The sequence below is a fragment of the Ruania zhangjianzhongii genome (genome assembly GCF_008000995.1).
In the GTDB taxonomy this organism is placed as follows: Bacteria; Actinomycetota; Actinomycetes; order Actinomycetales; family Beutenbergiaceae; genus Ruania; species Ruania zhangjianzhongii.
Map to the genome: position 1 here is coordinate 1,509,496 of NZ_CP042828.1, position 25,430 is coordinate 1,534,925.

Here is a 25,430-nt window from a genome sequence, read left to right on the forward strand (position 1 = left end):
CCATGCGGTTGTAGAGTGGGATGTATCACAAGGAAAGTGTGGAGGAGTGGACGTGATCAAGGCCGAGGATATCCTCGCGGCACTGGGTGGAGACACCAACGTGGTCGACCTGGAGCCGTGCATCACGCGCCTGCGGGTCGAGGTGACCGATCCGGCGCTCGTGGATGAGGAGAGCCTGCGGGCCCACGGTGCGTACGGCGTAGTGCGCTCGGGCCGGGTGGTGCAGGTGGTGGTCGGCCCGGTGGCCGACGATCTCGCGGCCGACATCGACCAGCTCCGCCCCGCCCCCTGAGTTGCTGGTGCCCTGGGCTGCCGGAGTTCGGCGGTGGGCCGGAGGGCGTGAGTCGATGGGTGGGCCGCACCGGCCGGATGCGATCGATCTCTGTCGGAATGCCGGTGGTCGGCGGCTTCGGGTGTGGGCGACTGAGCAGCGACCGGCGCCAACGCGGCAGAACCCGGGCTGACTCTGGCAAGATCTAGGCAGCGGGCACAGAAGGACCGCCACCGATCGATGGGGAGCACTGGTTACACGCCGTGATGGAGGACAACATCGACGTCGGCAGCGACGCCCTGCGTGCTCTCGCCACCGCGTATGGGGTGGCCACCGAGTTCTGGGACTACCACGGCACCCATCGGCACGTGCCCGCAGCGACGTTGCGAGCGGTCCTGGCCGCGATGGATGTCCTCGCCGAGACCGACCACCAGGTGCAGGCCGCACTGACAGCTGCCGAGGCGGCGCCCTGGCGGCGCACGCTGCCGCCGTCCGTGGTGGTCCGGCAGGGCACCCGGGCCCAGGTGCCTGTACACGTGCCCGACGGCGCGATGGTGCGGCTGCGGGTGGTCCTCGAGGACGGGTCCGAGCGAGCGCTGCGGCAGGCGGACGTGTGGGTGGAGCCACGCGAGGTGGACGGCGCGACGGTCGGCCGGGCCACGTTCGACCTGCCGAGGGACCTGCCGCTGGGCTGGCACGAGCTGGTCGCGGACGTCGACCAGCGCAGGACCGCCAGCCGGGCGCCGTTGGCCATCACCCCGGCGCGGTTGCCGCTGCCGGAGCTGCGCACCGAGCAGGGCGAGCGCGCCTGGGGGCTGATGGCGCAGCTGTACTCGGTCCGCTCGGCGAACTCCTGGGGGATCGGCGATCTGGCCGACCTGACCGAGCTGACCAGCCTGTCCGGTGAGTTGGGCGCGGACTTCCTGCTGATCAACCCGCTGCACGCCGCCGAGCCGAGCCCGCCGATGACGCCCTCGCCGTACCTGCCGACCACCCGCCGGTTCCTCAATCCGCTCTACATCCGGCCCGAAGACATCCGGGAGGCCGCGTACCTGCCGAACAGCCAGCGCACGCTGCTGGAGTGGGCCCTGGACGCACTGAAACCGATGAACACCGACTCCGGCCCGATCGACCGGGACGTCGTCTGGGCGGAGAAGAAGTCGGCGCTGGAGACGATCTTCACGGCTGGCCGCAGCCGTGCGCGCGCGGGCGCACTGCGCAGGTTCCGCACCGAGCAGGGCCGCGGACTGGAGGATTTCGCCCTCTGGTGCGCTGTCGCCGAGCAGCACACCGACGGGGAGCCCTGGCCGCTGGACGACCCGGCCCCCGGCGCACTCGCCGCGGTGCGCCGCGAGCTCGCCGAGCGGATCGACTTCCACTGCTGGCTGCAGTGGATCGCCGACGAGCAGCTGGAACGGGCCCAGCACACGGCGCTCGCTTCCGGGATGCGGATCGGGGTGATGCACGACCTCGCCGTCGGGGTACACCCCCGGGGCGCGGACTCCTGGTCGATGCGCGATGTCCTCGCCCGGGGGATCACCGTGGGTGCACCGCCGGATATGTACAACCAGCAGGGTCAGGACTGGTCCCAGCCACCCTGGCGGCCGGATGCCCTCGCCCGCTCCGGCTACCGGCAGCTGCGGGACATGGTGCGCACCATCGTGCGGCACGCCGGTGCGCTGCGGGTGGACCACATCATGGGGTTGTTTCGGCTCTGGTGGATCCCGGACGGGGCGGCGGCCGACCAGGGCACCTACGTGCGCTACGACCACGACGCGATGGTCGGGGTACTGGCCCTGGAGGCGCACCGGGCCGGTGCGACGGTGATCGGCGAGGACCTCGGCACCGTGGAGCCGTGGGTGCGCGACTACCTGGCTGATCTGGGCGTGCTCGGCACCTCGGTGCTCTGGTTCGAGCAGACCGACGACCGGCCCCGGCCACCGGAGGACTACCGGGAGCTGGCGCTGGCTACGGTCACTACGCACGATCTGCCACCGACGGCCGGGTATCTCGCCGAGGAGCACGTGGACCTGCGCCGCCGGCTGGGACTGCTGGTGGAGCCAGTAGCCCAGGTGCGGCTGGCCGCACAGATCGAGCGGGAACGGATGCTGCAGGCGCTGCGGGAGCGTTTCCTGCTGCCCCCTGACCCGACCGAACGGCAGGTGGTGGAGGCGTTGCACCGGTTCGTGGTGCACAGCCCGTCCGTACTCGTCGGCGTGGCGCTGACCGATGCGGTCGGGGAGCGGCGGGCGCAGAACCAGCCCGGCACCGACACCGAGTACCCGAACTGGAAGATCCCGTTGGCCGACGGTGGCGAGACCGCGGTGCTGGTGGAGGACCTGGCCGGTAACGCACGGTTCTCCTCGCTGGTGACCGCGGTGCGCCGCGAGCTGGTCGAGCGAGCCGCCACCCGAGAGTCGCCGACCCGCCGGTCCGCGCGGCCGTGAGGGTGCACGCTCCGCTGGCCGGGCGGGTGCTCGCGCTCGCGGACGTACCCGACGAGGTCTTCGCCCAAGGGCTGGTCGGCCCGGGTCTGGCGATCGAACCCAGCGGGGCCGGAGCGGTGACGGTGGTGGCACCGGTGGACGGGCAGGTGGTCAAGGTGCACCCGCACGCCTTCGTGCTGCTCGCCGCCGAGGGGCGGGGTGTGCTGGTGCACCTGGGTATCGACACGGTCGAGCTGGGTGGGTCCGGTTTCACCGTGCAGATCGCCGAGGGGCAGGCTGTGGTGGCGGGTGAGCCGATGATCACCTTCGATCCGGCAGCCGTGGCCGCGGGCGGGCGTAGTCCGGTGTGCCCGGTGGTAGCTCTCGACGGCGCAGCCGAGCAGGTGCACCCGCTCGCCCGGGAGCAGGTCGCCTCGGGCGCTCCGCTCTTCGACTGGCGCTGAGGCCGCTCGTCGTGGAACCGCGAACCTGAGGCGATCAGATCAGGGGGAGGTTCAGGGTGTCGATGTGCACCGTTCTTCCGGGGTCAGCCGGGGTTGCGGTCCCGGGCCTGGGCGGCCAGGGCCCGGCGCACAGTGTCCCGGGACTCGACCACGAGCCGGCGCAGTGCGGGCAACCGGTCACCGAGCGTGGTGAGGAACTCGTCGGTGCGGGCCAGCACGTCGACCCCCAGCGAGTCGTCCAGATCGGCCAGCTTCGCCGGGTACAGGCCGATCACGATGTTTTGCGCCATCTCGTTGGTCCGCTCGGCCCAGACCCGTTCGATCGAGTCGAAGTAGCGCTCGGTGAACGGGACAAGCAGGGATCGGTTCCGGGCCCGGCTGAACCCGCCGATCACCGCGGCCTGCACAGCGTTCGGCAGATCGTCGCTCTCCACCACCGAGGCCCACACCGCCTCCTTGGCCTCTGCGGTGGGCAGAGACGCGCGGGCTCCGGCGGCCGCGCGCTGCCCGGTCGCGGTCGCGTCCTGCCTCAGCTCTGCGGCGATCTGCTCCTCACCCGCGGCACCGGCGGCCACCAGCGCCGTGAGCAGCTCCCAGCGCAGATCGGTGTCCACGGTCAGCCCGGTCAGCGTCGTGCTGCCAGCGAGCAGGCCCTCCAGCACCTCGGCGTGCGCGTCAGTGCTCGCGCGCGCGGCGAACGCCTTCACCAGCTGGAACTGGCTGTCCGAACCGGCTTCGGCAGCACCGGCCAGCGCCCAGAGCCGGTCCGCCACCTCGACGGCGACCTGCTCACGCCGCGCGGGGTCGGTGTAGAAGTCCACCGCCGTGGCCAGCTGGCGCAGCAGCACCAGCGTCGTGGTGGAGTCGGTCTCGGCGCCCAGGTTCGCCAGCAGCAGGTCGAGGTAGCGGCTGGCCGGCCATTCGCCGTCCCGGGTCATGTCCCAGGCCGCGCCCCAGACCAGCGACCGCGGCAGTGAGCTGGTGAAGTCGGACAGGTGCTCGGTGGCCACCGCGAGCGACTTCTCGTCCAGGCGGATCTTGGCGTAGGCGAGGTCATCGTCGTTGACCAGGATCAGCTGCGGCCGGGTCAGCCCGACCAGCTCCGGCACCGAGGTGGCCGGGCCATCGATGTCCAGCTCGACCCGGTGGGTGCGCACCAGCGCGCCCTGGGCGTCCACGTCGTAGCCGCCCACCGCGATCCGGTGCGGGCGCAGCACCGGATGACTCTGTGGTGCGTCTTGGGTGATGGTGAAGGAGGTGATCCGGCCGGTCGCGTCCGTCTCCACCTGGGGTCGCAGCACCGTGACACCGGCCTCCTGCAGCCACACCCGGGACCACGCGCTCAGGTCCCGGCCGCTGGTGGCCTCTAGCTCGGTCAGCAGGTCGGTCAGCTCGGTGTTGGCGTAGGCGTGCTTGCGGAAGTAGGCACGGACTCCGGCAAGAAACTTCTCCTGCCCCACCCAGGCGACCAGCTGCTTGAGCACGGAGGCACCCTTGGCGTAGGTGATGCCGTCGAAGTTGACCTCCACGTCCTCCAGGTCGTTGATCTCCGCGACGATCGGGTGGGTCGAGGGCAGCTGGTCCTGCCGGTACGCCCAGGACTTCTCCAGTGCGGCGAACGTGGTCCAGGCCTCCTGCCACCGGGTGGCTTCGGCGGTGGCGAGGGTGGAGGCGTACTCGGCGAACGACTCGTTCAGCCAGAGGTCGTTCCACCAGCGCATCGTGACCAGGTCCCCGAACCACATGTGCGCCAGCTCGTGCAGGATGGTCACCGCGCGCCGCTCCACTGTGGCCTCGGGCGCCTTGGACCGGAAGACGTAGTGCTCCACAAAGGTCACGCAGCCGGCGTTCTCCATCGCACCGGCGTTGAACTCCGGCACGAACAGCTGGTCGTACTTCTCGTACGGGTAGGCCAGGTCGAACGCGTCCTCGTAGAAGGCGAACCCGGCCCGGGTGATGTCCATGATGTTCTCGGCGTCCAGGTGCTCGGCGAGTGAGCTGCGGCAGAACACGCCGAGCGGAACCCGGCGGCCATCGCGAGAGGTGAGCTCGCCGTCGACGCGGTGATAGGGCCCGGCCACGAGCGCGGTGACGTAGCAGGGCAGCACCGGGGTGGGTGCGAAGGTCCAGGTGGCACTGCCTGCACCGGCTGGCGCCGGCTCTGGGGTGGGGGAGTTGGAGACCACCTGCCAGTGCTCCGGCGCGGTCACGGTGAACGCGAACGTTGCTTTCAGGTCCGGCTGCTCGAAGACTGCGAACATCCGGCGGGTGTCGGCCACCTCGAACTGGGAGTACAGGTAGACCTCGTCGTCAACGGGATCGACGAACCGGTGCAGTCCCTCGCCGGTGTTCATGTAGGCGCAGTCGGCCACCACGGTCAGCTCGTTCTCCGCCGCCAGATCCTCGAGCTGGATGCGGGAGTCGGCGAACACCTCCGCCACCGGCAGCCCGCGCCCGTTCAGCACCACCTCGTGCACGGTCGAGGCGATCAGGTCGATGAAGCTGCTCGCGCCCGGGGTGGCGGTGAAGCGCACAGTGGTGCGAGAGGCGAAAATCGTCGGCCCCCGGGTCAGGTCCAGCTCCACGTGGTATTCGCTGACCGAGAGCACCTCGGCGCGCTCGCGGGCTTCGATCCGGGTGAGGTTCTCTCCGGGCATCTGCACTGCTCCTTGGGGTGACGGGCGATGGTGCGTCATCGACTCTGACCGGTGGGCCGGAATCGATCCTGCCACGTTGCCGGCCACCTGCCGAGATGATTGAGCGGGCGCGCGGCCGCCGGCCGTAGGGTGAGGAACATGCTCGATCAGCGATGGATCTTCCACGACGACGTTCCGACGACCGCGGCTGGGGAGGGCGTCACCCGCCGGGTGCTGGCCTACGACAGCGAGGTGATGTGCGTGGAGAACACCTTCGCGGCGGACGCTGTCGGCCCGCTGCACCACCACCCGCACACCCAGATCACCTATGTGGTCAGCGGAGTGTTCGAGTTCGAGATCGACGGAGTGGTCAAGACGGTCCGCGCCGGGGACTCGATGCTGAAGTCCAGCAACGTCCCGCACGGCTGTGTGTGCCGTGAGGCCGGTGTGCTGCTGGATCTGTTCACGCCGATGCGCGAGGACTTCGTCTGAGCCGACGGCCCTCCGGCGGGAATGTCTACTGTCACGGCGCGGTTGTGCCGGACGAGAAGAGCACCGAGCTGAAAGCCGAGGAGCCACAAGAGTGAGCACGCAGACCGAGATCCCCGACACCGGTACCGAAGAGCAGTCCACGGATGTGGCGGACTTCTGGTTTGACCCCGCCTGCCCGTGGGCTTGGATGACCTCCCGCTGGATCACCGAGGTGGAGAAGGTCCGCGATATCACCGTGCGTTGGCACATCATGAGCCTGTCCGTGCTGAACGAGGGGCGCGAGGAGCTCGATGCCGGCTACCGGGAGATGCTCGGCAAGGCGATCGGCCCGGTCCGGGTGATCAACGCCGCCCGCCAGCTGCACGGCGAGCAGTGGGTCAAGCCGCTCTACGACGCGATCGGCACCCGGTTCCACCCCGGTGGTCGGGGCGAGGACCGGCACGCCGTGCTGGTGGAGGCGCTCGACGAGGTCGGTCTGCCGGCAGAGCTGATCCGGTATGCCGAGACCGACGAGCTGGACGAGTCGCTGCGCGCCTCGCACGCGAAGGGCATCTCGCTGGTCGGCGAGGATGTCGGTACGCCGGTGGTGGCGTTCAATGGCACGGCGTTCTTCGGCCCGGTGATCACCCCCGCACCGAAGGGTGAGGAAGCCGGTCGGCTCTGGGACGGGGTGGTGGCGGTGGCGGCCTATCCGGGCTTCTACGAGCTCAAGCGCACCCGGTCTCAGGGACCGATCTTCGACTGAGCCGAGACGCTCGAGCGTTCACCGCCCCGCCAGCGCCTTGGCCACGGTCACCAGCCGGGTGACCTGCATCCGGTCGACCTCGGCTGCCTCGAGCTCCCAGAGTGCGTCTCGGACCAGGCGTAGGTGGGCGAGCGCCCGCGCGCGGTCGAGATCCACCCCGGTCACGTCCGCGAGGGTCTCCAGACGCCGTCGCACCGCCTGGCGCAGGTTGGTGGCGCGCTCCAGGGCAGGCCAGGTGTTCAGCAGCACGGGCTGGAACGCCCAGCCGGGCTCAGCGGCGAGCACCGAGGCGTCGATGGCCACCCACTCGCCAGGGTCCGGGCGCCAGAGCACATTGCCGTGGTGCAGGTCGGTGTGCGTCAGCCGGGCATCAAGGCCGTTGTCGGTGAGCAGGTCGGAGGCCAGCGCCCGCGCCTCCTCGAGCATCCGCCTGGGGAAGGCGACGGCGTTGCTTGCCGGGGCGAGCGCGACGTCCAGGTCTGTGCGGAGCTCGCGCAGGTGGTCACTGAGCGTGTCCGCCCAGGGCGGTGCGGACCGGTCCAGCGCGGTGATCAGGACCCCGAGGTCCTCGGTGGCGGTGAGCTCACCGAGTGCGGAGCCGGCTGCCTCCTGCTCCAGGGTGCGGTCGGCATCCAGGCGCTCCAGCAGCATCGCCCAGCGGGCCGGGTCGGCGGCGAGCAGCCGCACAGCGCTGCGCCCGTTCCACAGTTGCAGCGCCCGGTGCTCATCCCGGCCCTCGGTGTGCGGCCAGACGATCTTGGCCACGGCCCGCCCGCGCGGGGAGCGCACCGGCAGCACCAGGGCGGAGTAGCCGTGCCGCGGGGGCCCGTCGAGCTCCAGGTCCCACTCCTGCAGCACAGCAGAGGCGAGTGCCGGCAGCCGGTCCAGCCAGTCCGCGCCGGTGGGCATCCCCGGGTCCGGTACATGCCTGGACACCAGGCGGACCAGTTCGTCCGGGATGATCACGTCGGCGGAGGGCACCCGTCTTGCCTATCACCTCCGTCCCGGTTGGGAGCGCAGCGGCCGCTACCGTTAGAGTGACATGCTGATCGGCGCACGAACGGAGGAGACATGGCCAAGCGCGGCGCAGTGGGTCCCGCAGCGATCACCCTCATCGTGATCGACGTGCTGCTCATCGCCGCACTCGTGGTGATCATGGTCACTTGGCCAGATACCTCCGGCGCCGAGGAGGAACCCACCTCCTCCGCCAGTGCCTCGTCAGACGCGTCCGGTGCCGGCGGCAGCGGAGACGGGGAGGAGACCACCCAGGCCGATGCGGTCGAGGTGCCCGAGGGTGCCCGGGATGTGGCTGGGTTCGTGATGCCCAGCGGAAACATCTGGTGCGAGCTCGCCGAGCAGGACACCCAGTGCGTGATCGAGAACTTCAACTATTCCCCTCCCTCGATCGAGGACTGCGGCGACGACGTTGCCGGACACGTCTGGCAGGTCACCGCCGAGGAGGCCGGACCTGCCTGCCCCGGTGATGAGGTCCCCGAACCTTCTCAGGAGCTCACCGAGCTCGACTATGGCGAGGCCACCACTGTCGGTGACTTCCTCTGCGAAAGCACCGAGGAAGGCGTCACCTGCCGCTCGGTCTCCACCGGGCATGGCTTCGAGATCGCCCGGGAGGGCACCCGCAGCTTCTGACCAACGTCCAGAATCCGAGACGATCCGCTGCTCGTCCCGGCCGGATCGCCGGCGCTGTTGTGATGGTGCTACTCACCCGCACCAGGCGGGTACCAGCACCCGAGCGAGCAGACCATGACTCTTACCACCGGAACCACCTGGGACCTCGTCCTCAGTGCGCCCACCCGGCGCAGCACTCGGGCCGGTGGGTGTGGGATGAGCCCGCGGGCGCTGTACCAGGAGCTGCTCTACGACCGGGTGCGGGTGGTGGACCTGCGCACCAGCGCTGAGCGATCGGCGGGCGTGCTGCACCCGGACTTTCCCCTGGACGTGGTGCACCCGGCCGAGCTGGTCGCACACCTGGTGAACACTCCTGCTCTGCAGCCGGTGGTGCTGCTCAGCCAGGACGGCACCGCCGCCGCTGCTGCGGCGGACCAGCTCCGCACGCTCGGTCTTGCCCAGGTGGGCTACGCCGACGGCGGTTACCGGGCGTGGGCCGAGGCCGGTCTCCCAGTTCTCGGCCACACCGGCTGAGCGAATCGACCTCGACACCGGCTGAGCGGGTCCAGACCCGTACCGGCTGAGCGCAGCACCGGCCGTGCTCAGCCGGGCCGGCAGGTGCTCACCAGATCTGCACCCGCTCCTCGGGCGGGAGGTAGAGCCCGTCTCCGGGCTGGACGTCGAAAGCGGTGTAGAACTCGTCCAGGTTCCGCACCACCGCATTGCACCGGATCTCGTCCGGGGCGTGCGGGTCGATCGCCAGCAGGCGGAGCATCTCCTTGTCCCGGACCTTGGTGCGCCAGGCGCGGGCCCAGCCCACGAACAGCCGCTGCATGTCGGTGAGTCCGTCGATCACCTCGGCCTCGCGGCCGGAGCGGGCCAGCGCGATCCGATAGGCCTTGATCGCGATTCCCAGGCCGCCGATGTCGCCGATGTTCTCCCCGACCGTCAGCGCGCCGTTCACCTGCTGGGCATCGTCGAGCTGTGCTGGGGAGATCTGGTCGAACTGGGCGATCAACGCCTGGGTGCGCTGGTCGAACTCGGCCCGGTCGGACTCGGTCCACCAGTCGTGCAGCCGGCCCGCGCCGTCGTAACGGCTGCCCTGATCGTCGAACCCGTGCCCGATCTCGTGTCCGATCACGGCCCCGATCGCCCCGTAGTTGGTGGCGTCATCAGCCTCGACGTCGAAGAACGGCGGCTGCAGGATCGCCGCGGGAAAGACGATCTCGTTCATCGTCGGGTTGTAGTACGCGTTCACCGTCTGCGGTGTCATGAACCACTCGTCGCGGTCGATCGGTCCGCCGAGCTTGCCCAGCTCGTAGTCCGTGTCGAACGCGTGCGCGGCGCGGACGTTCCCGAGCAGGTCGTCAGCGCGCACCCGCAGTGCGGAGTAGTCCCGCCACTTCACCGGGTAGCCGATCTTCGGCGTGAAGGCCTCGAGCTTGGTCAGGGCCAGCTCCTGAGTGGCCGGGCTCATCCAGTCCAGGTCCGTGATGGATTGCCGGTAGGCCTCGATCAGGTCGGCGACCAACACATCCATCGCGTCCTTGTGCGACGGCGGGAAGTGCCGGGAGACATACAGCTTGCCGACCGCTTCGCCGAGCACCCCCTGCACCAGGGAGACGGCACGCTTCCACCGCTCGCGGATCTGCTGCGCTCCGGTCATCGTGCGGCCGACGAAGTCGAAGTTCTCCGCCACCACGGATTCGGTCAGGTACGGCGCACGGGCGCGGACCACTCGCCAGCTGAGCCACAGCTTCCAGTCCGCCAGGTCACCGTCGGCCCACAGCGTGCCGAAGCCGGTGAGGAACTCCGGCTGCCGCACCACCACCTCGGCCAGGGCGCCGGCGTCACCGAGTGCGGTGGTCCACGCGTCCCAGTCGAAGCCGGGAGCGTGTGCGCGCAACGCCTCCGCGGTCATCGGGTTGTGGGTGGCCTGGGCGTCGCGGCTGCGCACGTTGTCCCAGTGGTGGCCGGCGAGCCGGGTCTCCAGGGTCATGATCCGCTCGGCCGCGTCGGCGGCCTCGGCGCCGGTGACCACACCGGCCAGGGTGAGCATCCGGGCGAGGTGCGGGGGATAGGCCTCGCGCACTCCCGCGTGTGCCTCATCGGTGTAGTAGGCCTCGTCCGGCAGGCCGAGCCCGGACTGCTCCAGGTACACCCGGTACCGGGTCGGGTCGGCGGCGTCGACGTCCACGAACGGGGCGATCACCCCACCCACTCCACTGCGCTGCAGTGCTCCCAGCACTGCCGCGAGCTCGCTGTGGTCGGCCGCGGCCCGCACCAGGCTGAGCTCCAGATCGAGCGGTTCGGTGCCGAGCGCCTCAACCTTCTCGGTGTCCATGAACGAGGCGTACACGGCGGCGATCTTCGCGGCCTCGGCGCCGGCCGGGTCGTCAGCGGGTACCGCGGCTGCTTCGGTGATCAGGTCGCGCACGTCCTTCTCCGCCTGGTCGTGGAGCTGGTGGAGGGTGCCGTCCCGGCCGCGGTCGGCCGGGATCTCGTGAGTCGCCAGCCAGGTGCCGTTGACGTGCCGGAACAGGTCGTCCTGCGCCCGTACGGTGGGATCCATCGCGGCGCGGTCGGCCGCGGCTCGGTCGGCCGCTGTCAGCCGGTCGGTGGGCTCGCTCGGCACATGCGGGGTGGGATCGGCAGCGGAGGTCTCGGTGCTCATCCCTCGAACATACCTGCGCACCGCTGCCCGATCGCCCACGCGGGGCCGCGCCTCACCGGCCGGTGCGGCAGAATGTCGCTATGCGCATCCACATCGCCGCCGACCACGCCGGGTACGAGCTCAAGGCCATCCTGATCGAGCACCTGCGCAGCGAGGGGCACGACGTGCACGATCACGGCGCCCTGGTCTACGACGCCCAGGACGACTATCCGCCGGTGTGCTTCGCCGCCGGGGAGGCGGTGGTCGCCGATCCGGGCTCGCTCGGTGTGGTGATCGGCGGCAGCGGAAACGGTGAGCAGATCGCGGCGAACAAGGTGCGCGGGGTACGCGCGGCGCTGGCCTGGAACACCGAGACCGCGCAGCTGGGACGCCAGCACAACGATGCCAACGTGGTGGCGATCGGTGCCCGCCAGCACACCACCGAGGAGTCGGTGCAGATCGTCTCGGCGTTCGTGGCCGAAGCGTTCTCCGGTGATCCCCGCCACCAGCGGCGGATCGACCTGGTCAGCGAGTACGAGTCCGGTCGCTGAGCAATCGCCGGGTGCCCGCCACCAGCGCCAGGTGCAGCGGCACCAGTACCACCGCGACCGCGGGCAGTAGCCAGCACAGCGCCACCCAGAGTCCCATGATCAGCGCCGTGGCCACCACGGTGACCAGCTGACGCCATTCGTCGCTGTGCTCGCGTTCCCGCACGGCCGAGGCCCGGGACACCTCGCCGGCCCTGCTGTCGGCTGCGAGCAGCCCACGCAGCCGTAGCGCTCGGACCACATCGGCAGCAGCGGAGCCGGCCAGCCACCCGGTGGCTGCCGCCACCGCCACCGCCACGATGGACCCATCGGCCCAGGCGCGGCCGGCCAGGGCGACCAGCAGGGCCAGCACCGGGGTCAGCGCCGCCCCGGTGAGCACCGAGACGGTCACCAGACGACGTTCGGTGGCAGTGCGGGGGGCGTTGCCGTCGCGCCGAGCCAGGTCCGCGGAGGCGACCAGCAGGCCCACCGCGGTGGCGATCAGCCATGCCAGCAGACCCGCCCCGACCCAGGTGAGACCCGCCGTCGCCGGCAGCAGGAGTCCCACGGTGACGACTGCGAGCAGGACCAGCGCCGCCCGCAGTCCGGAGACCACGGCGAGCCGGGACCGGTAGCCACGCACCACGGCGCGTTCGTCCACATGGTCGTGCTCGTGGGTGGCCTCGCAGTGTGGGCAGATGTACGGCTCTGCGGGCGCGGGTGTCTCGCTCATCTCATAGGCGATCATAGGCAGGTGCGCGAGGTGGCTGAGGACTATGTGGAGGCGGTGCTGGACCTGGTGTGTGCCATCCCACCCGGGCGGGCGAGCACCTACGGCGTGATCGCCGAGACCATTCGGGAGGCGACTGGACGTGGTGGGCCCCGGGTGGTCGGGATGGTGATGTCTCGCTACGGCGGCGAGACTCCCTGGTGGCGGCTGGTCAATGCGCGCGGCGACCTGCCGGACGACAAGCGCGACCGGGCACTGCCCCGGTGGCGCGAGGAGGGGATCCCCCTCATCCGGACCGACCCGCCGCGGGTGGACCTGCGGCGAGCCGGTTGGGAACCGGGGGAGGAGCCGGAGGACGGTGGCGCTACCGCCACCGTCGACCGAGCCACCTGACCCGGGCGAGCGCAACTCACCTGACCCAGGCGAGCGCAACTCACCTGACCCAGGCGAGCGCAACTCACCCGACCCAGGCGAGCGCAACCGGGGCGCACCCGCCTGGACCGACGTCAGGTGGCGGTGAGCGGCCGCGGGTCGAACGTCACCCGGATGCGGGTGATCAGACCATCCTCGACGCGGCTCCAGTTCACCGTCGGGATCGGCGGAGTGTGATCGGTGATCAGGTCGAACCAGGTCATCGCGTCGACGCCCTCGACCACCCGGGCATGCAGCACCAGGTCGGTCATGATCGAGGTGGCCATACCGCGAAGCCCGGCCACGCACTCCTCCACCCCGGACGCGGTGCCCATCACCCCGGCGAACTCGACACCGGGGGCGAGCACCGTGCGTAGTCGCTCGAAGTCGCGGCCGCGCCAGGCGTCGAAGTAGGTGGCGACGGTGGCCCGGGTGGTCTCAGTCCGGTTCACAGCGCCGGCGTCCAGGCTCGGGTGGAGACACCGACGGCGTTCCAGGCGTTGATCGCGACGTTCAGGCTGACCAGGGCGCTGAGCTCGGCCGGTGTGAGGTGCGTGGCAGCGTCCTGCCAGACCGCCTGGGGGACGTGGGTCTCGCTGAGCCGGGTGATGCTGTCCGTGAGCGCGAGCGCCGCCCGCTCCCGGGCGGTGAAGAATGGCGACTCCCGCCAGAGGCTGACTGCAGCGATGCGTCCGGCCGGCTCGCCGGCAGCGGCCGCGTCGCGGGTGTGCTCGTCGACGCAGTACGCGCAGCCGTTGAGCTGTGACGCTCGGATCCGGACGAGCTCTCGAAGGCCAGGTTCGATCCCGGCTTCGTCGAGCTCGTGAGTGGCTGCGGCGTCGAGAGTCGTCAATGCACGAGAGAACGTGGGTGCTGTGGTGTCGATGTCCAGCCGGGTGAGGATGTCGACGGTCGTCGTGGTCATCAGCAGTTCCTTTTCTGTGGGGATGCCACCAGCCTCACGCGCATCGGACCTATCTGTCCAACATCAGAAACCGATCAGAAGTATCATTGGTAGATATGGAACTGCACCAGTTGCGCTACTTCCTCGCGGTCGCCGACACTGGATCGTTCACCGCTGCGGCAGGGGCGGTGCGGGTCAGCCAGTCCGGTATCAGCACCCAGGTGCAGAAGCTGGAACGCGAGCTCGGGCTCTCGCTGATCGACCGCTCGGCGCGCCGCATCTCGTTGACTCCTGCCGGGGAGCGGCTGGTGCCATTCGCGCGCGGGGCGGTCTCCGCCGTCGAGGACGTGTCCGGGGCCGCGGCCGACATCCGGGGACTGGTGACCGGATCACTCAGTGTCGCGACGGTGACCGGCCTGGCGTGGCCCGGACTGTTCGACGCCCTGGCGACGCTGCACGCACAACACCCCGGTATCGACATCCGCCTCCGCGAGGGGACTTCCCAGGACCTGATCGAGCAGGTGCGCGAAGGTTCGGCCGATGTCGCGATCGCCGCATGGTCCGACGTCGAACCGGCCGGCCTCCGGTCCTGCGTGGTCTTCGATGACGCGCTGGTCGCGGTGGTCGCCCGCGGCCACCCCTGGGCTGCGCGCAGTGGCCTGAGAGCCATCGATCTCGCCCACGCCGACCTCATCACCCTCCCGCGCGGAACCGGGGCCCGTGCAGCGCTAGAGACGCTGATGACCGGTGTGGGTAGCACTGTCGAGCCGCGCTGGGAGGTCACCACGCCCACGTTCGTGCAGATGCTCACCACTCGCGGGCTCGGCGTGGGCATCGTGAGCGCGACGACCGCCGAGCAGTGGGACGGAGTGGTCGCCGTGCAGGTCTGCGATGGACGCGCGCGCTCGCGGCTCGGCATCGTCTGGCGGGACCGGCCGAGTCACGCAGCCCGCGCGCTGGTGGACGAGCTTGAGCAGCGCGGCACCGCTCAGATGTAGATCGCCGGGTCGATCAGGTCGTCCTCGGCGCGGGCGGGAACGTGCCGGGGCCGCCCCGGTACGCCCACCACCACGGCGCCGTCGGGCACATCCTTGACCACCACCGCGTTCGCCCCGACCTGCACGTCGGACCCGAGGGTGACCGGGCCGAGGACTTTGGCTCCGGCACCGATCACCACCCGGTCGCCGACCGTCGGGTGCCGCTTGCCCTTGCTCATCGAGCGTCCACCCAGGGTGGAACCGTGGAACATCAGCACGTCGTCGCCGACCACCGAGGTCTCCCCGATCACTACCCCCATACCGTGGTCGATGAAGAACCGCCGACCGAGTACTGCCCCAGGGTGGATCTCCACTCCGGTGAGAGCGCGCGCCAGCTGGGACAGCAGGCGTGCCGGGAGTCGCAGGATCTGGGTGCGCCACATCTGGTGTGCCAGCCGGTACAGCCACAGGGCGTGCACGCCGGGGTAGGTCAGCGCCACCTCGACGGCGGAGCGTGCGGCCGGGTCACGGCGTCGCGCCGTGGCCAGGTCCTCGGCGATCAGATCGCGCAGGGGCAGGTGGGGTGACACGTGCTCCTCGGTCTCACTCGGCCAGGTCGGCGAACAGCAGGGTGGACAGGTAGCGCTCACCGAAGTCCGGGATCACGGCCACGATCGTCTTCCCGGCGTTCTCCGGGCGCTTCGCGACGTCGACGGCGGCCTTCAGCGCAGCGCCGGAGGAGATGCCCACGAGCAGGCCCTCTTCCCGGGCGGAGCGGCGGGAGTAGTCGAGCGCGTCGTCAGTGGCGACGGGGATCACCTCGTCGTAGATGCTGGTGTCCAGCACCTCCGGGACGAAGTTCGCGCCCAAGCCCTGGATCTTGTGCGGTCCGGCCTGGCCACCGGAGAGGATGGGGGAGTCCGCGGGCTCCACCGCGATGATCTGCACCTCGGGCTTGCGCTCCTTCAGCACCTGGCCGACCCCGGTGATGGTGCCGCCGGTACCGACACCGGACACGACGATGTCGACGTTGCCGTCGGTGTCGTTCCAGATCTCCTCGGCAGTGGTCCGGCGGTGGATCTCTGCGTTCGCCTCGTTCGCGAACTGGCGGGCGAGCACCGCCCCGGGCCGCTCGGCGGCGATCTGCTCCGCCTTCTCCACGGCACCCTTCATCCCGCCGGAGCCGGGGGTGAGGACGAGCTCGGCACCGTAGGCGCGAAGGAGCATCTTGCGCTCGTTCGACATCGTCTCCGGCATCGCCAGCACCACGTGGTACCCGCGGGCGGCGCCGACGAACGCCAGCGCGATCCCGGTGTTCCCGCTGGTGGCCTCGACGATGGTGCCGCCGGCGGGCAAGTCCCCGGAGGCTTCGGCGGCGTCGATGATCGACACCCCAATCCGGTCCTTGACGCTGTTGGCGGGGTTGTAGAACTCGAGCTTGGCGAGCACTGTGGCGCTCGCGCCCTCGGTGAGCGAGTTGATCCGCACCAGCGGGGTGTTGCCGATGAGCGCGGTGGCGTCGTCGTAGATACGTGCCATGAGAGGAAGTCCTTTGCTGCTAGTGGTCGGTAGATGCTGCTGAGCTGGTAGTGCCCGTCCGGTGTGGCGGGCTCAGGCAGGTGCTGCAATGCGTCCTAGCCTGCGGGGCGAGCGCGGGGGCTCGCAGGCGCCCGCGCTCTACGGACAGCAGCAGCCAGACGGCACGATCACGGTCAGCCGCGAGGGCGACATCCGAGCTCCAATTGGTTGAAGGTGCGAGTGAATCGCATCCTATCCTCTCACTTGTCGCCCGGAACTGGAACAGCACGGCCCCGTCAGTGACCACCGGCGGCGGAGGCCTCCCGGCTGCGCTCGGCGATCGTGTTCAGCAGGGCCGCAACCTCTGCCGCGCCATCGATGGTCACCACGAACACCCGGTCCCCGGACCGCTGCACCTGGATCGCCTCGCCGGCCCGAGTGACGACCCCGGTGCGACCGTCTCCAGCCGCGCGCAGCCCCCAGCCGCCGAACTCCTGGAAGGGGGATACCTGGACGACGTCAGCGCGCACCACCTCGTTCGCCGGGATCTGCTCGCGCGGCCAGCCCGCCTGCGCGGCGACGGTCAGGCCGCGATGATCGATGCGTACCCGCCAGCGGAGCAGACTTAGCGGCAGGGTGCCCACCACGACCACGAACGCCACCGGCCACCAGTGTCCGGTGGCGCTAGCGAACCACACGCCGAGGCCGAGGAGCACCGCTGTGGCGAGCCAGATCGGCCAGACCCGCGTGGTGCGTGCTTCCCCGGCCCAGAACGCCGAGGTGGGCAGAGCGGATCGCGGTGCGTCTGCGGGCACCGGGGCGGTGCTCGGCTGCGGAGGGTCATCGCCGGCGAGAGCTCCGGCGCCGAAGCCGATGACCAGTGCCGCCACGACCGTCACCGCCATGCCGATCGCGGGATCGGCGGCAGCCGCCGGGTCGATGACGTCCAGTTGGACTGCCGCACTGCTGAGGACGATCCCGGCGAACAGTGCACCCATCCCGGCCGAGACCCCCACCAGCAGCCGCCTGGTGAGCGCGATTCGGGCGGCGGTGAGGCAGAGAATGCTGACGATCAGCCAGCTCACCCCGCCGAGCACCAGCGGCACGGCGATCAGCTCGGACAGGCTGCCGGTGCGATCGACCCCGTTCGGCCCCCAGTGCACAGCGACCTCCGGTGGCATCCGGTCCCGCCAGCTCAACACCACCAGCACTGCGGTGACCAGAAGCACGGCCGGCAACGCGATGCCGAGCAGCACCGTGCGGGTACGGTGAGGGGGTGGAGCTTGAGCCACAGCGGAGTACACCTCGCGAAGTTCGTCACGGCCGTCGTCACGGATTTCGATCCACAGCAGCACCCTACTGTGAGTGATGCGTCACATCTGCTGCGAACCAGGGCGGATGTGCTGCTGCGCGGCTAGGTGTTCCCGCCAACTTGTGGGTATCATCGTCCGGGCGCTTCGTGACTGCAGTCTCGCGCGCCCAGCGTGTGCTGCCAGGGTGCGGACCGTGTTCCGGCGCCGCCAGCCACACTCCTGACGCCGCAACCGCGCAGCCGAACTAGAGGGAAGCAGACATGAAGAAGGACATTCACCCGGACTACAAGCCGGTCGTGTTCCGGGACATCTCCGCGAACTTCGCCATCCTCACCCGGTCCACCCTCACCTCGGAGACCACGGTGGAGTGGGAGGACGGGAACACCTACCCGGTCGTGGACGTGGACATCTCCTCGGCCTCGCACCCGTTCTACACCGGTAAGCAGAAGATCCTGGACACCGCCGGCCGCGTGGAGAAGTTCCGCCAGCGGTACGCCAAGGCGGGCTCCAAGGCCTGAGGCCGATCCGCCGGGCCAGGTCCCGGTGATCACCATTTCCACACCGCGCACGCCCGCGTGCCGGTCGACACACCACGACAGAAGGGGAGGTAGGGCCCATGGCAGTTCCCAAGCGCAAGATGTCGCGCAGCAACACCCGCTCGCGCCGTTCGCAGTGGAAGACGCAGCCCACAGACCTCGTCCCGGTCCGCTCCGGTGGGCGCGAGGTCAAGGTGCCGCGGCGCCTGGCCCGGGCCGTCGAGCGCGGCCTGGTCGACGTCGAGGACTGAGCGCCGACACAGACCACACACCGGCCGTCTCCGCAGCAGCGGGGGCGGCCGGTGTTCTTTCTGCCCAGGACGTCCGGGGCGAGGCGACCTCTCTGCTCTGAGCGGAAGACCGCCGTCGGGAAGCGCCTGCGGCCATAGCATCAAGCATGCGCAACCGACGACTGCATGCCGTGCCCACCTCACCGCCGAGCGCAGCGCCGCGACCGGGACGCACGGCGCGCGAACCGCTGTGGCGACACCTGCTCGGGCAGCGGCTGCGGCGCGAGCGCACCGACCGCGGCCAGACTCTGACCGAGACTTCCGACCGCGCCGGTATCTCCCCGCAGTACCTGTCCGAGATCGAGCGCGGTATCAAAGAGCCATCCAGCGAGATGATCGCCGCCGTGGCCGGGGCGCTCGAAGTCACTTTGTTGGACCTGACCGTTGCCGTGGCGCGCGAGCTGAACGGGCAGCGGGCGACGGCGCAGCACCAGGCGACGACGAACTCCGGTCAGGGCTTCGCGCTAGCCGCCTAACATCCGCACCCGCCGCCTAGGTCGTCCTGTCAGGCGTGCGCTATAGCGCACGGGTGACAGGACGACCCGGAATGCGGGCTCAGCCAGCCAGTGCGGCGCGAGCCGCGGTCTCCCGCTCGGCGAGTACTGCGTCGATCAAGCCGTACTCCACAGCCGCTGCAGCGGTGAGTACCCGGTCCCGGTCGGTGTCCGCACGTAGGGTCGCGCTCGGGTGCCCGGTGGCGCCGGCGAGGATCTCTTCGATGTCGGCGCGCACCCGGACCAGTTCGTCCGCCTGCACGATCAGGTCCGGGATGGCGCCCTGACTCCGGCCGACCGGCTGGTGCAGCACCATCCGGGCGTGCGGGAGCGCGGCCCGCTTGCCCGGGGTGCCGGCGGCGAGCAGCACGGCACCCACCGCGACCGCCTGGCCCACGCAGATGGTGGCCACGTCCGGGCGGACGTAGCGCATGGTGTCCACCACGGCGAGCATCGCGCTCGGGTCGCCGCCCTCGCAGTTGATGTAGAGCTGGATGTCCGCATCGGGGTTGTCCGACTCCAGGTGCAGCAGCTGGGCGATCAGCACGTTGGCCACTCCGGCGTCGATCGGGGTGCCCAGGTAGACGATCCGCTCGGTGAGCAGGTGGGAGTAGACGTCCATGATCCGTTCGCCCCGCGGGTGGGCGGCGATTACGTTCGGTACGGCGTAGGTGCTCATCGCATGCCTCCTGTGCTCTCGTGCAGCCGCGGGCCGATCCCGACCGGGCGCTGGCGGGTTGGGGCGATCGTGTGGAAGGAGTCGACGATCTCGTCGATGAAGCCGTAGGTCAGCGCCTGTTCGGCAGTGAACCAGCGGTCGTGCAGGGAGTCGGCGAAGATCTTGGCGGGGTCCTGGCCGGTGTCCTCGGCGATCAGTCCGAGCACGGTGTCCCGGGTGTGCCGGAGCTCGTCGGCCTGGGTCTCCACGTCCACTGCGGTGCCGGCGAACCCTGCCGAGCCCTGGTGCATGAGAATGCTCGCGTGCGGCAGGGCGCGGCGTTTGCCCGGAGTGCCCGCGGACAGCAGGAACTGGCCGGCACTGTAGGCGGTACCTAGGGCGAGGGTGGCCACATCGGGACCGATGGTGCGGATCACGTCCCGGATCGCCAGCATCGAAGGCACGGAGCCGCCGGGGGAGTGGATCCACAGGGAGATGTCGGCGTGCGCGTCCTCGGTCGCCAGCGAGATCAGCTGGCTGAGCAGCAGCATGCCGTTGTCGTCATCCAGCGGGCCGTCCAGGACGAGTACGCGCTGGTGGTACAGCTCGGCCCGGGCGCGTTCGCCGAACCGTGGTGGGCTGGGGTTCTCTTCGCTCATGTCCCCACGATGGGCCGATGGGCGCAGGGCGTCATGGCGGTGCTGCCCAGAGCAGCGTGCTGCTGCTGTGAGCAGAGTGCGCGGCGCTGGCGGCGGCCGGACCGGCACTTCGGCGCTGGCGGCCGCTCGTTCCGCTCCGCCGCCGGCCGGTTCGACGTCGGCCGGTTCGATACTTCCTGCACTGAGGCGATACCCGCGAGCACTACTCAGTGCCGGGAGTATCGCGTGAATGGATTCACGCCGGGGAGGAAGTCTCGGGATGACAGGAGCCGTCGCTGGCGCTCCTCCCAAATCCTGGCAGTGCGCGATGTGCGCGCCCGGCCACCCTCGTTCCTCGGGCGGCCAGTCGCACACATGGTCGGGATGACAGGATTTGAACCTGCGACCTTCCGCTCCCAAAGCGGACGCGCTACCAACCTGCGCCACATCCCGTGGACCGGGCCGCACCGGATCGAGGCGGCCGGGACCGAGACCGAGTCTAGAGCGTGCCGGCGGGCTCCGGTGACCAGGTCGCTGTGGTGGCCCGGCGGTGCACCCACCCCTGCGGACCCGGTAGGCTTGTTCCCGCCCGCGGGTGTAGCTCAATGGTAGAGCCTCTGCCTTCCAAGCAGATGGTGCGAGTTCGATTCTCGTCACCCGCTCCACAGTCCCTGGCCCAGCCAGGGCACTACCGGGCTCCGCCAGGCCCCGTCAGCGTCCGAGCGCGCCGCCGATGAACGCCGGTGCGTCCGTGACGATCCCGGCCACCCCCAGCTCCACCAGATCCGGCAGGTCGTTGGTGTAGTTCACCGTCCAGGCGAAGACTGGCAGGTCCGCAGCCTCGGCATAGGCGTACGTCTCCGGGGTGAGGGACTGGTGGTCGGCCGCGATGCCGGTGGCGTAGTCGGCCACGCCGTCCACCCAGGCCTGGTCGGGAATCTCGCCGATGATCGGCCACACCGGGACGTCCGGTAGCGCCTCGTGAAACGCGCGGGTGGCCTCGGTGTCGAACGAGGAGACGACCACCAGGTCGTCAGCAACGAGCTCAGCCCATACCTCGGTGCCGAGTGCCTCGGCGACAGCCTCGGCCAGCCCCGGTGAGTTCTCTGGGGACTTCATCTCGATGTCCACCCCGAGGTCCGGGCCGACCGTCTCTGCGACCTCGTCGAGGGCTGGGATCGAGGTCCCCTCGAACTCTGGCGAGAACCAGGCGCCCGCGTCCAGCTGCTGCAGTTCCTCCCAGGTAAAGGAGGTGATCGGATCGTCGATGCGGTCGGGGAACACACCGGCGACGTCGGTGGTGCGCTCGGGGGTGTCGTCATGGAACAGGAACGGCACACCGTCGGCAGAGAGCTGGACATCCACCTCGACCAGATCGGCCCCTGCCTCAACTGCCGCATCAAAAGCGGGCACCGTGTTCTCCGGCGCATCCTGCGATGCCCCGCGGTGCGCGATGATCGTCGTCTCCGGTGCCTCGGCCACCGGACTGGACTCCGGCTCCGGAGCGTCGGACGAAGGATCCTGCGTACCGGTGCCGCTACAACCCACGGCAGCAGCGAGCAGGAGGGCGGTCGGTACAACGTGACGGAACTGGAACTGCATCGTTCTCCCCGGTCGGGAACCCCGCAGCGCCGCCTCCGGCGACCACGGCTGGACCGGAGTGAGGATAGCGGAGTCGATGCTCCAGGCTCGATCGCCTCGCCCCCGGGCAGAGGCTGCACGCCGTGTCAAGGTCGGGCGAGCGCGGCAGGTACGATAGAAGCCGCTGTTCGCTGCCGCATGCCCTCATGCGTGCCCGCGGACACATCCAAACGATCTGGGCCTCGCCCCCGCCGGCCCATCAACCCACGAGTGGAGAGCACGTAGTGAAGAGCGCCGTCGAGAACCTCGAGCCCACCCGGGCAAAACTGACCGTTGAGGTGCCTCTGGACGAACTGCAGCCGAGCGTGGACCACGCGTACTCCCACATCGCTGAGCAGGTCAACGTCCCAGGCTTCCGCAAGGGCAAGGTGCCGCCCCGGATCATCGACCAGCGCGTCGGTAAAGGTGCAGTGATGGAGCACGCCGTGAACGACGCGCTGCCCGAGCTGTACCGCCAGGCGATCAGCGAGACCGAGCTCCGCCCGCTGGGCCAGCCGAACATCGAGGTCACCGCGGTCCCCGGGCTCAGCGAGGATGCCCCGGACCTGGTGTTCACCGCTGAGATGGACGTGCGCCCGGACTTCACCCTGCCCGCCCTCGAAGAGATCACCCTCACCCTGGACGATGTGGACGTCACCGACGAGGACGTCCAGGAGCGGCTCACCTCGCTACGCGAGCGCTACGCCACGCTCGTGGGCGTGGAGCGAGCCGCTGCCGACGGCGACTTCGTCACCCTGGACCTGAGGGCCACCATCGGCGAGGAGGAGATCGACTCGGTCTCCGGCGTCTCCTACCAGATCGGCTCCGGGGACATGCTGGACGGCTTGGACGAGGCACTGACCGGGTTGGAGGCGAACGAGACCACGACCTTCACTGCGCCACTGGCAGGTGGGGACCGGGCCGGTCAAGAGGCCGAGGTCACGGTCACTCCGACCGCGATCAAGGAGCAGGAACTGCCCGAGGTGGACGACGAGTTCGCCCAGACCGCTTCCGAGTTCGACACCGTGGCCGAGCTGGACGAGGACCTGCGCAAGCAGGTCTCCGACGCCAAGGAGAACAACCGCGCCGTCGCCGCCCGGGACCAGCTGCTCGAGCACCTGCTGGAGTCGACGGACTTCCCGCTGCCCACCGGTGTGATCGAGAACGAGGTGCACCAGCACCTGGAGAACGAAGGACGGCTCGAGGACGACGAGCACCGGGCCGAGGTCACCGAGGAGACCACCAAGGCGTTGCAGCGTCAGCTGCTGCTCGACACGCTCGCCGAGCAGGTCACCGTCAACATCGAGCAGAACGAGCTGCTGGAGTTCCTGATGCGCACCGCGCAGCAGTACAACCAGGAGCCCAGCGAGTTCATCCAGCAGGTCAGCCAGAGCGGCCAGATCTCGCTGTTCGTTGCCGAGCTGACCCGGAACAAGGCACTGGCCGTCGCCCTGCGCCAGGTCAAGGTGGTCGACTCGACCGGCACCGAGGTTGACCTCAGCGCCTACATCGGCTCCGACGAGGAGGACGCTGCTGCCGCTGCCGCCCAGGAAGCCGCGGCAGCGGGCACCGGCGCCGGGACCGAGCAGGTCCTCGTCGAGGACGTCAGCGCCGCGAGCGCGGAGTCCGGTGAGTCGGGCGACAGCGCCGACTCTGCTGACAGCGCCGAGTCAGCCGAGAGCGCCGAGTCCGCGCCGAGCGCTGACAGTGCCGAGGATGCCGCCAAGGCCTGAGCCGTACCTGCTGATGCCTCCCGAGGGAGTGCGACGGCGTCCCGTGGCCCGAACGCCCCTGCCTCACCACATCGAGGCGGGGGCGTTCGCCCCTCCCCGGTGCACTAGTGCTGCCCCGGCGAGTCCCGCCGTCGCCAGGCGCTGGAACGACTCCGGCTGCGCCGTCAGCGAAACCAGCGGGAGCCGGGCAGATCTGGCCCGGCGGCGGCGTTAGTGTCAAGCACAGGACCCACCAAGTCATTACCCGACGATCAGGAGCACACACGTGAGTGAGTTTCCGCAGTCCGCCGCCGGCGACACCCCAGGGCTTGCCCTGGGTGACCACATCTACAGCCGGCTGCTCAAGGAACGCATCATCTGGCTGGGCTCGGAGGTCCGCGACGAGAACGCGAACCAGATCTGCGCGCAGATGCTGCTGCTCGCCGCCGAAGATCCCGACCGGGACATCTGGCTGTACATCAACTCCCCGGGCGGTTCGGTGACCGCGGGCATGGCGATCTACGACACCATGCAGTACGTCGCGCCGGATGTGGCCACCGTGGGCATGGGGATGGCCGCCTCGATGGGGCAGTTCTTGCTCGCCTCCGGCGCAAAGGGCAAGCGCTACGCCACCCCGCACGCACGAGTGATGATGCACCAGCCCTCCGGCGGCATCGGCGGCACCGCCTCCGACATCAAGATCAACGCCGAGCTGATCCTGCACATGAAGAAGCAGATGGCCGAGCTGACCGCCGAGCAGACCGGCCGCAGCGTGGAAGAGATCAACCGGGACGCCGACCGGGACCGGTGGTTCACCGCCGCCCAGGCCCTGGAGTACGGGTTCATCGACCACGTGGTGACCGAAGCGACCGCTGTTGCCGGCGGTGGCGGCACCAAGAAGTCCTGACCGCCGAGCACCGAAGAGGAGCAACAAACGTGAACTTTTCCCCCCAGGCTTTCGGCGGCCGGGCCGGTAGCGCCCCCTCGGCCCGGTACGTGTTGCCGCAGTTCGAGGAGCGCACCCCCTACGGCTTCAAGCGCCAGGACCCGTACACCAAGCTGTTCGAGGATCGGATCATCTTCCTCGGTGTGCAGGTGGACGACGCCTCGGCCGACGACATCATGGCCCAGCTGCTGGTGCTGGAGAGCCAAGACCCGGACCAGGACATCACCCTCTACATCAACTCCCCGGGTGGGTCCTTCACGGCGATGACCGCGATCTACGACACCATGCAGTACATCCGACCGCAGATCCAGACCGTCTGCCTCGGCCAGGCCGCCTCCGCTGCGGCCGTGCTGCTGGCTGCCGGTACCCCCGGGAAGCGGCTCGCGCTGCCCAACGCCCGCGTGCTGATCCACCAGCCGGCCCTCGAAGGCGGCTACGCGCAGGCTTCGGACATCGAGATCCACGCTAACGAGGTGATGCGGATGCGGGAGTGGTTGGAGACCACGATCGCCCGGCACAGCTCGACCAAGCTCGAGCAGGTCCGCCAGGACATCGAGCGGGACAAGATCCTCTCCGCCGAGCAGGCCAAGTCCTACGGCCTGGTCGACCAGGTGCTGGAGAGCCGCAAGGCGCCCGCGGAGCTACCGAAGGGCTCCTGAACCCGCTGTACCCAGGGGTGGTCCGCAACTGCGGGCCACCCCTGCGTGCATCGTCGACGGAAGGACGACACGCCCCCGCTAGGTCGATATCCCCCTCGTCGGCGACGTATCGTTGATGGTGGTGCGTCCGCCGCACCGGCAGGAGAACCCGTAGGAATTCCAGTGGTCGCCACCGCCCGGATGA

General features: G+C 69.7%; 28 protein-coding genes and 2 tRNA genes. 17 read left to right on the plus strand and 13 right to left on the minus strand.

What is annotated here, in order from left to right; all coding sequences use genetic code 11:
- Positions 1-52: 52 nt before the first annotated feature.
- The 3 genes from FU260_RS06975 to FU260_RS06985 all read left to right on the plus strand — a co-directional run bounded on the left by FU260_RS06975 (position 53) and on the right by FU260_RS06985 (position 3,161).
- Positions 53-292, plus strand: a complete 240-nt coding sequence (locus tag FU260_RS06975; protein ID WP_147916403.1) for a PTS sugar transporter subunit IIB — start codon at positions 53-55, stop codon at positions 290-292.
- A 245-nt stretch (positions 293-537) separates the two neighbouring features.
- The gene (gene malQ / locus FU260_RS06980; protein WP_147916404.1) at positions 538-2,718 is read left to right on the plus strand and encodes a 4-alpha-glucanotransferase; all 2,181 of its coding nucleotides are present in this window, start codon (positions 538-540) and stop codon (positions 2,716-2,718) included.
- A complete protein-coding gene (locus FU260_RS06985) occupies positions 2,715-3,161 on the plus strand; it encodes a PTS sugar transporter subunit IIA (protein ID WP_147916405.1) in 447 nt (148 codons plus the stop codon). The genes malQ and FU260_RS06985 overlap by 4 nt, the downstream gene beginning before the upstream one ends.
- 83 nt (positions 3,162-3,244) lie before the next feature.
- Here the strand turns inward: FU260_RS06985 and pepN are convergent, their stop codons facing one another.
- A complete protein-coding gene (gene pepN, locus FU260_RS06990; protein WP_147916406.1) occupies positions 3,245-5,818 on the minus strand; it encodes an aminopeptidase N in 2,574 nt (857 codons plus the stop codon).
- A 138-nt stretch (positions 5,819-5,956) separates the two neighbouring features.
- On the opposite strand from pepN, the gene FU260_RS06995 reads away from it, so the two are divergent.
- The gene (locus FU260_RS06995) at positions 5,957-6,289 is read left to right on the plus strand and encodes a cupin domain-containing protein (RefSeq protein ID WP_147916407.1); all 333 of its coding nucleotides are present in this window, start codon (positions 5,957-5,959) and stop codon (positions 6,287-6,289) included.
- A gap of 91 nt (positions 6,290-6,380) precedes the next feature.
- Complete coding sequence (locus tag FU260_RS07000; RefSeq protein WP_268957779.1) at positions 6,381-7,034, plus strand: mycothiol-dependent nitroreductase Rv2466c family protein; 654 nt, start codon at positions 6,381-6,383, stop codon at positions 7,032-7,034.
- A gap of 18 nt (positions 7,035-7,052) precedes the next feature.
- Here the strand turns inward: FU260_RS07000 and FU260_RS07005 are convergent, their stop codons facing one another.
- Positions 7,053-8,015, minus strand: a complete 963-nt coding sequence (locus tag FU260_RS07005) for an aminoglycoside phosphotransferase family protein (RefSeq protein WP_147916408.1) — start codon at positions 8,013-8,015, stop codon at positions 7,053-7,055.
- 90 nt (positions 8,016-8,105) lie between these two features.
- Between FU260_RS07005 and FU260_RS07010 the strand changes: the two genes are divergently transcribed.
- Together FU260_RS07010 and FU260_RS07015 are read left to right on the plus strand one after the other, a co-directional pair.
- Positions 8,106-8,681 (plus strand): hypothetical protein, encoded by a 576-nt coding sequence (locus FU260_RS07010; protein WP_147916409.1) that lies wholly within the window; start codon positions 8,106-8,108, stop codon positions 8,679-8,681.
- Positions 8,682-8,795: 114 nt separating this feature from the next.
- Complete coding sequence (locus tag FU260_RS07015; protein WP_147916410.1) at positions 8,796-9,194, plus strand: rhodanese-like domain-containing protein; 399 nt, start codon at positions 8,796-8,798, stop codon at positions 9,192-9,194.
- Between the two features lie 88 nt (positions 9,195-9,282).
- Here FU260_RS07015 and FU260_RS07020 read toward each other — a convergent pair whose 3' ends face one another.
- Positions 9,283-11,232 (minus strand): M13 family metallopeptidase, encoded by a 1,950-nt coding sequence (locus FU260_RS07020; protein WP_168211932.1) that lies wholly within the window; start codon positions 11,230-11,232, stop codon positions 9,283-9,285.
- A gap of 182 nt (positions 11,233-11,414) precedes the next feature.
- Between FU260_RS07020 and FU260_RS07025 the strand changes: the two genes are divergently transcribed.
- Complete coding sequence (locus FU260_RS07025) at positions 11,415-11,864, plus strand: ribose-5-phosphate isomerase (RefSeq protein WP_147916412.1); 450 nt, start codon at positions 11,415-11,417, stop codon at positions 11,862-11,864.
- On the opposite strand, the gene FU260_RS07030 is transcribed toward FU260_RS07025, so the two are convergent.
- On the minus strand, positions 11,839-12,573 hold the full coding sequence (locus FU260_RS07030; protein WP_168211578.1) for a hypothetical protein: 735 nt from the start codon (positions 12,571-12,573) through the stop codon (positions 11,839-11,841). The two genes, FU260_RS07025 and FU260_RS07030, sit on opposite strands and share 26 nt — an antisense overlap.
- Before the next feature lie 21 nt (positions 12,574-12,594).
- Between FU260_RS07030 and FU260_RS07035 the strand changes: the two genes are divergently transcribed.
- The gene (locus tag FU260_RS07035) at positions 12,595-12,963 is read left to right on the plus strand and encodes an MGMT family protein (RefSeq protein WP_328592993.1); all 369 of its coding nucleotides are present in this window, start codon (positions 12,595-12,597) and stop codon (positions 12,961-12,963) included.
- A 113-nt stretch (positions 12,964-13,076) separates the two neighbouring features.
- Here FU260_RS07035 and FU260_RS07040 read toward each other — a convergent pair whose 3' ends face one another.
- A complete protein-coding gene (locus FU260_RS07040; RefSeq protein ID WP_147916415.1) occupies positions 13,077-13,433 on the minus strand; it encodes a nuclear transport factor 2 family protein in 357 nt (118 codons plus the stop codon).
- A complete protein-coding gene (locus tag FU260_RS07045) occupies positions 13,430-13,906 on the minus strand; it encodes a carboxymuconolactone decarboxylase family protein (protein ID WP_147916416.1) in 477 nt (158 codons plus the stop codon). Before FU260_RS07045 ends, FU260_RS07040 begins: the two co-directional genes overlap by 4 nt.
- Before the next feature lie 95 nt (positions 13,907-14,001).
- Between FU260_RS07045 and FU260_RS07050 the strand changes: the two genes are divergently transcribed.
- Positions 14,002-14,883 (plus strand): LysR family transcriptional regulator, encoded by an 882-nt coding sequence (locus tag FU260_RS07050; RefSeq protein ID WP_147916417.1) that lies wholly within the window; start codon positions 14,002-14,004, stop codon positions 14,881-14,883.
- Here the strand turns inward: FU260_RS07050 and cysE are convergent.
- The 3 genes from cysE to FU260_RS07065 all read right to left on the minus strand — a co-directional run bounded on the left by cysE (position 14,874) and on the right by FU260_RS07065 (position 17,672).
- Positions 14,874-15,452, minus strand: coding sequence for a serine O-acetyltransferase (gene cysE / locus FU260_RS07055; protein WP_147916418.1), 579 nt, complete (start codon positions 15,450-15,452; stop codon positions 14,874-14,876). The two genes, FU260_RS07050 and cysE, sit on opposite strands and share 10 nt — an antisense overlap.
- A gap of 13 nt (positions 15,453-15,465) precedes the next feature.
- Positions 15,466-16,401 (minus strand): cysteine synthase A, encoded by a 936-nt coding sequence (gene cysK / locus FU260_RS07060; protein ID WP_147916419.1) that lies wholly within the window; start codon positions 16,399-16,401, stop codon positions 15,466-15,468.
- Between the two features lie 275 nt (positions 16,402-16,676).
- Complete coding sequence (locus FU260_RS07065; RefSeq protein ID WP_168211687.1) at positions 16,677-17,672, minus strand: DUF1648 domain-containing protein; 996 nt, start codon at positions 17,670-17,672, stop codon at positions 16,677-16,679.
- Positions 17,673-17,953: 281 nt separating this feature from the next.
- Here FU260_RS07065 and FU260_RS07070 point away from each other — a divergent pair, with 281 nt between their 5' ends.
- The 3 genes from FU260_RS07070 (at position 17,954) to FU260_RS07080 (ending at position 18,995) form a co-directional block, all read left to right on the plus strand.
- On the plus strand, positions 17,954-18,211 hold the full coding sequence (locus FU260_RS07070; protein WP_147916421.1) for a type B 50S ribosomal protein L31: 258 nt from the start codon (positions 17,954-17,956) through the stop codon (positions 18,209-18,211).
- A gap of 98 nt (positions 18,212-18,309) precedes the next feature.
- The gene (gene rpmF / locus FU260_RS07075) at positions 18,310-18,480 is read left to right on the plus strand and encodes a 50S ribosomal protein L32 (RefSeq protein ID WP_147916422.1); all 171 of its coding nucleotides are present in this window, start codon (positions 18,310-18,312) and stop codon (positions 18,478-18,480) included.
- A gap of 146 nt (positions 18,481-18,626) precedes the next feature.
- Entirely contained in the window at positions 18,627-18,995 is a 369-nt protein-coding gene (locus FU260_RS07080; protein ID WP_147916423.1) for a helix-turn-helix domain-containing protein, read from the plus strand.
- Between the two features lie 79 nt (positions 18,996-19,074).
- Here FU260_RS07080 and FU260_RS07085 read toward each other — a convergent pair whose 3' ends face one another.
- From FU260_RS07085 to FU260_RS07095, 3 genes are all read right to left on the minus strand, one after another.
- Positions 19,075-19,692, minus strand: a complete 618-nt coding sequence (locus tag FU260_RS07085) for a ClpP family protease (RefSeq protein WP_147916424.1) — start codon at positions 19,690-19,692, stop codon at positions 19,075-19,077.
- The gene (locus FU260_RS07090) at positions 19,689-20,330 is read right to left on the minus strand and encodes a ClpP family protease (protein WP_147916425.1); all 642 of its coding nucleotides are present in this window, start codon (positions 20,328-20,330) and stop codon (positions 19,689-19,691) included. Before FU260_RS07090 ends, FU260_RS07085 begins: the two co-directional genes overlap by 4 nt.
- Before the next feature lie 355 nt (positions 20,331-20,685).
- Positions 20,686-20,762 (minus strand) — tRNA-Pro (locus FU260_RS07095).
- A 138-nt stretch (positions 20,763-20,900) separates the two neighbouring features.
- Between FU260_RS07095 and FU260_RS07100 the strand changes: the two genes are divergently transcribed.
- Positions 20,901-20,974 (plus strand) — tRNA-Gly (locus FU260_RS07100).
- Positions 20,975-21,020: 46 nt separating this feature from the next.
- Here the strand turns inward: FU260_RS07100 and FU260_RS07105 are convergent.
- Positions 21,021-21,911 carry a glycerophosphodiester phosphodiesterase gene (locus tag FU260_RS07105; RefSeq protein ID WP_147916426.1) on the minus strand — a complete coding sequence of 297 codons (891 nt, stop codon included), beginning with the start codon at positions 21,909-21,911 and terminating at the stop codon, positions 21,021-21,023.
- Between the two features lie 263 nt (positions 21,912-22,174).
- Here FU260_RS07105 and tig point away from each other — a divergent pair, with 263 nt between their 5' ends.
- From tig to FU260_RS07120, 3 genes are all read left to right on the plus strand, one after another.
- Positions 22,175-23,662 carry a trigger factor gene (tig, locus tag FU260_RS07110; RefSeq protein WP_147916427.1) on the plus strand — a complete coding sequence of 496 codons (1,488 nt, stop codon included), beginning with the start codon at positions 22,175-22,177 and terminating at the stop codon, positions 23,660-23,662.
- A gap of 265 nt (positions 23,663-23,927) precedes the next feature.
- The gene (locus FU260_RS07115) at positions 23,928-24,548 is read left to right on the plus strand and encodes an ATP-dependent Clp protease proteolytic subunit (protein WP_147916428.1); all 621 of its coding nucleotides are present in this window, start codon (positions 23,928-23,930) and stop codon (positions 24,546-24,548) included.
- A 29-nt stretch (positions 24,549-24,577) separates the two neighbouring features.
- Positions 24,578-25,246, plus strand: coding sequence for an ATP-dependent Clp protease proteolytic subunit (locus FU260_RS07120; RefSeq protein ID WP_147916429.1), 669 nt, complete (start codon positions 24,578-24,580; stop codon positions 25,244-25,246).
- The last annotated feature ends 184 nt before the right edge of the window (positions 25,247-25,430 follow it).